Here is a 3,736-nt window from a genome sequence, read left to right on the forward strand (position 1 = left end):
GCCATCCATTGCTTATCTTATCAGCTGCGCTTATTTATGGATTAGAGAAATCGATCGAGGATATGCTTGCTTTCACTGAACGAGGGTCTGCCCCACTTTCCAAATACATAAAAGTAGAGCTTTCATATACGGATTATTTACGTCTTTTTATACTGATGCATGGTGCCGATGATGGGGCAAGTCTGGCCCGGATGATTGCAGCCATCGAACTAAACAGTGGGACGATTCTCTCTGCAGTCCCGAGCGGAGTGACAGGAGAAGCAGCCGTTTCGATGGAGCTTTGGTTCATACCCGGATTAATTCGGACGCTGGGAGCAGTCGGACTTCTGGAAGGAAAGGTTGTAGGCAACCGTTATGAAACGACACAAACGATGGGCTGGTCTTATTAAATGTCGACGCCTTAAGCAGGAACAAGGTTCGATAGTCGTAGAAGCTGCATTAGTTATGCCTATGGTTATTGTTGTGCTGCTAGTCTTCGTCATGCTCATTCGTTTATGTGCGGTACAGTTGGCACTGCATTCTGCTGCTTCTCAGACCGTAAGGCAAATGGCGGCACATATCTATCCAGTAGAACTTGCTTGGCAGCAGGCATCAGCCGTCGTTCCGCTGCCTTCCAAAGGAAATATTCCTTTATCTTCATGGAGTGAGATTGCCGCAGAAGCGGCTGAATGGCTGCCTTCACCCGCAGGAGCTTTGGTTTCATCTACATTGCGAGGAGATTTTCGTCCGATTCAAAATATGGCCGCTACTGAAATAGGCAGATCTGTTATTCAGCCGTTAATAAGTGAACTTTCTGATGCAGCCATTATTGATCCCCAGAAGATAAGGCTGAGCTGGTTATCGCTTCCGGATCTAAATAAAGAGCATGAGCCGAATCTAGCTATCGAGGTGGAATATGACTTTCCGTTAAAGCTGCCTTTTTACGGTAAACCGATTGTCCTTAAAGAGCAAGCCTCCGAACGTGTTTGGATAAGTGACGCCGCACCAGCAAGATATGGTGAAAACAAAAATGATCAAGAAAACATTCCGATACAAATCGTTTCTATTGAGCCAAATCCGCTCCGACCTGGCAAGAAAGCTGCCGTTACAGTGAAAACGCTGCCGGGTGCTGCGATTTCTTTGGGTGTTACTTATAAAAGCGGCTCAAGCAAAGCGAAACATCTTGGTGAAGCAGTTGCCGATCCAGATGGCTATATCAAATGGACCTGGCATGTATCCGGAAATACAACTCCTGGCACATGGGAGCTTAAAGCTTCAGAGGTGAATAAGGAAAACAATCAAGTGTCGATGCATTTTGTCGTTGAGAAGAGCAGCGATAGAAAGTAAGGAAAGACTTAGCCGCCTTGGAGGGGAGTCGCCATGGAGTTTATTGTAATAGCTGTTGTTGCAGTGTTTTTAATGATTGCTCTCTATACGGATTTAAAGGCTCAAATTATACCGAATTGGCTGACTGTGACTTTTTTCTCCGCTGCATTTATTTATCATACTGCTATCAGCGGTTTGGAAGGAGCTGCAATTGCAGCAGTTGGCGCTTTAACCGGATTTATTCCTTTGCTGCTGCTTCATCTTGCCCGAGGAATAGGTGCTGGCGACGTAAAGCTGTTTGGCGCATTGGGAGCTTGGGTGGGAGTATGGTTGGTGTTGCAGATGATGTTTTATGCCATCTTATATGCTGGTGCAATTGGCGTGTTTCTTGTCATTGTAAATCGTGCATTCGGGAAAAGAATGGCTGCTGATGTAACCGCATTTGTCGTGCCAGTGGCAGGGTATAGGAAGCTTCAGTGGCTGCAATGGGCGGAATCAGGCAAAAAATTTCCGTTTATGTTGGCGGTTGCACCCGCTGCTGTTACCGTATGGTCCATTTTCAGCTAAGTTTTCATGTTACAAGGGGGGAATTTGAGAAATGAAAAGCTTTCGGATTGATTTTGCTATGGATCAGTCGCATGAGATGATTATTGATCGAGAGAGTGGCTTGTATAGAAGCGAACTTGATGAAATTGAGCTTCATATGCTTCATAGCGAACGAATTCCCTATCTGCTGCCTATTGATTGGTTCGAGCTGGATAGCAAGGTTACATTCCGATACAAGCTTTCAGGAATGAGAATGCTTTTGCACAGGCTGCAGCAACAGCAGCTCTCGATGGAGCAATACTACATGCTAATATTAGGCGTTGCGGATGCGTTATTCGAATGCAGGCATTATATGCTGCGGCCAGAGGGCTGTCTGCTTGATGAACAATATATTTTTATTGGAGAAAAGCTTCATGATATACGGCTTGCTTATATTCCAATAATGGAGGGGACTGCTGAACAAACAAAAGGAGCGGGCGATCTCTTGGCGTTAATTGTGCGTTTCACCTCTTATGTAGACCGCATTGATGGGGAAGGATTAAAGCGTGTGCTTCAGCATTTCGGCAAGAGATGGCCTCTTGAAGAGCTGCGGGCGACGCTGTTGGAACTCATAGGGGAAGCTTCATCTTCATCGAACCAGCGATACGAGGCAATAGAGAAGCCGGAGATGCAGCAAGCAGCAAAACCTGCTCCAACGCAAAAAAATCCACTATTAGATTGGCAGCAGCGATCTGAGTTGACGAATAGCGATGAAAAAGGGCGGGTTCAAATACCAAACCCTTCATTGCGTTCATACTCCGCCCCTATAATGGAAGAGTTTAAGGATCATGAATTATTTTCAAAACAGTATGCTGACCCTTTGGATAGGGAAGACGATGAACCGGAAACAAAGAAAAAATGGATCGGAACAGCAATTATTGTCGTAGCACTTGCATGTGTTTGGCGATTTGTTTATTTTGAAGCTGCTGGTAGGCAGAGCTTATTGATCAGCTCGGGCATTTCCTTGCTGTTATTAGCAGCCGTTATGCTAGTTTGGAAAAAGAAAACAAATGACGAAGCAGACTACGACGAATCGGAAAAAATGATAGAAGAGTCATCGTTCCACTCTGGACTATTTCCAGGGCTTAATCGTGCTCATGCAAATGATGATTCTGTCGAGGCGCCAGCTATTAAACCGCCAGAGGATCAGAGCGAATTATTCGAGTCTCAGTCGGCGGCCTCGCTGCATGTTGTTGCAGCAAATCCCGTTTCTCATATAGCAGAACCAACAGTATTGCTAGGAAATAATCAGTCATTGGAGGGTTTAGGTGAATCGTCAGTATGGCTCCAAAGGAGGTGGAAGAGTCAGGAGAACAGGATAGAATTACAAGAAGGAAGCTTTAAAATTGGGCGTTCGGGAGAGCAGGTAAGTTATGCAGAGGGGGCAAGCGGTATATCGCGGCTTCATTTGGAAATTGAAATCTTAGAGGGTGAATATAAAGCGAAAGACTTAGGTTCCCGGAATGGAAGCCTGCTAAATGGACAAATGATGATCCCTTATAAAAGCTATAAGCTATCGATAGGAGATGTCATCCATCTTGCAGGCGAGCAAGGACCAGCGTATGTGCTGAAATCGGAATAAGAAATGAAGCTAACCTTGTCCTACAAGTTCTTCCATTGCACTATTTACCGTTGGATAGCGGAACACAAACCCGTTTTCAAGCGCTCTGCTTGGCAAAGCTCGCTGTCCGTCTAATAGAAGTGTGGACATTTCACCAAATAAAGTTCGCATCACAAAAGCTGGAACCGGGAACCAATGAGGCCGGCCCATTGCTTTGCCAATGGCTCGACCAAATGAATCATTTGTTACAGGTTCAGGTGAAGAAGCATTGATGGGTCCATCAAT

4 protein-coding genes and 1 pseudogene are annotated in these 3,736 nt (G+C 45.4%); 4 read left to right on the forward strand and 1 reads right to left on the reverse strand.

The genetic code is table 11. From position 1 onward, the window contains the following. From AC1DSE_RS32295 to AC1DSE_RS32310, 4 genes and pseudogenes are all read left to right on the forward strand, one after another. Positions 1-389, forward strand: a pseudogene (locus tag AC1DSE_RS32295) (hypothetical protein); the annotation flags it as partial. Further along, positions 355-1,326, forward strand: coding sequence for a TadE/TadG family type IV pilus assembly protein (locus AC1DSE_RS32300; protein WP_477511554.1), 972 nt, complete (start codon positions 355-357; stop codon positions 1,324-1,326). The pseudogene AC1DSE_RS32295 and the gene AC1DSE_RS32300, both read left to right, overlap by 35 nt. Positions 1,327-1,359: 33 nt before the next feature. Continuing rightward, positions 1,360-1,872: an A24 family peptidase gene (locus tag AC1DSE_RS32305; protein WP_477511553.1), complete on the forward strand. Its 513-nt coding sequence runs from the start codon at positions 1,360-1,362 to the stop codon at positions 1,870-1,872. Between the two features lie 31 nt (positions 1,873-1,903). After that, positions 1,904-3,472, forward strand: a complete 1,569-nt coding sequence (locus AC1DSE_RS32310) for a DUF6382 domain-containing protein (RefSeq protein WP_477511552.1) — start codon at positions 1,904-1,906, stop codon at positions 3,470-3,472. A gap of 9 nt (positions 3,473-3,481) precedes the next feature. Here AC1DSE_RS32310 and AC1DSE_RS32315 read toward each other — a convergent pair. Further along, positions 3,482-3,736 (reverse strand): DUF1731 domain-containing protein (locus AC1DSE_RS32315; RefSeq protein ID WP_477528840.1); only part of this gene is annotated, 255 nt, incomplete at its 5' end.

It is taken from the genome of Paenibacillus sp. 01L418 (assembly GCF_056400045.1).

What these genes read in the sequence shown, in the direction of transcription:
- AC1DSE_RS32310 (WP_477511552.1), top strand. Translation starts at nt 1,904, where the DNA reads ATGAAAAGCTTTCGGATTGATTTTGCTATGGATCAGTCGCATGAGATG.
- AC1DSE_RS32305 (WP_477511553.1), top strand. Translation starts at nt 1,360, where the DNA reads ATGGAGTTTATTGTAATAGCTGTTGTTGCAGTGTTTTTAATGATTGCT.
- AC1DSE_RS32300 (WP_477511554.1), top strand. Translation starts at nt 355, where the DNA reads ATGAAACGACACAAACGATGGGCTGGTCTTATTAAATGTCGACGCCTT.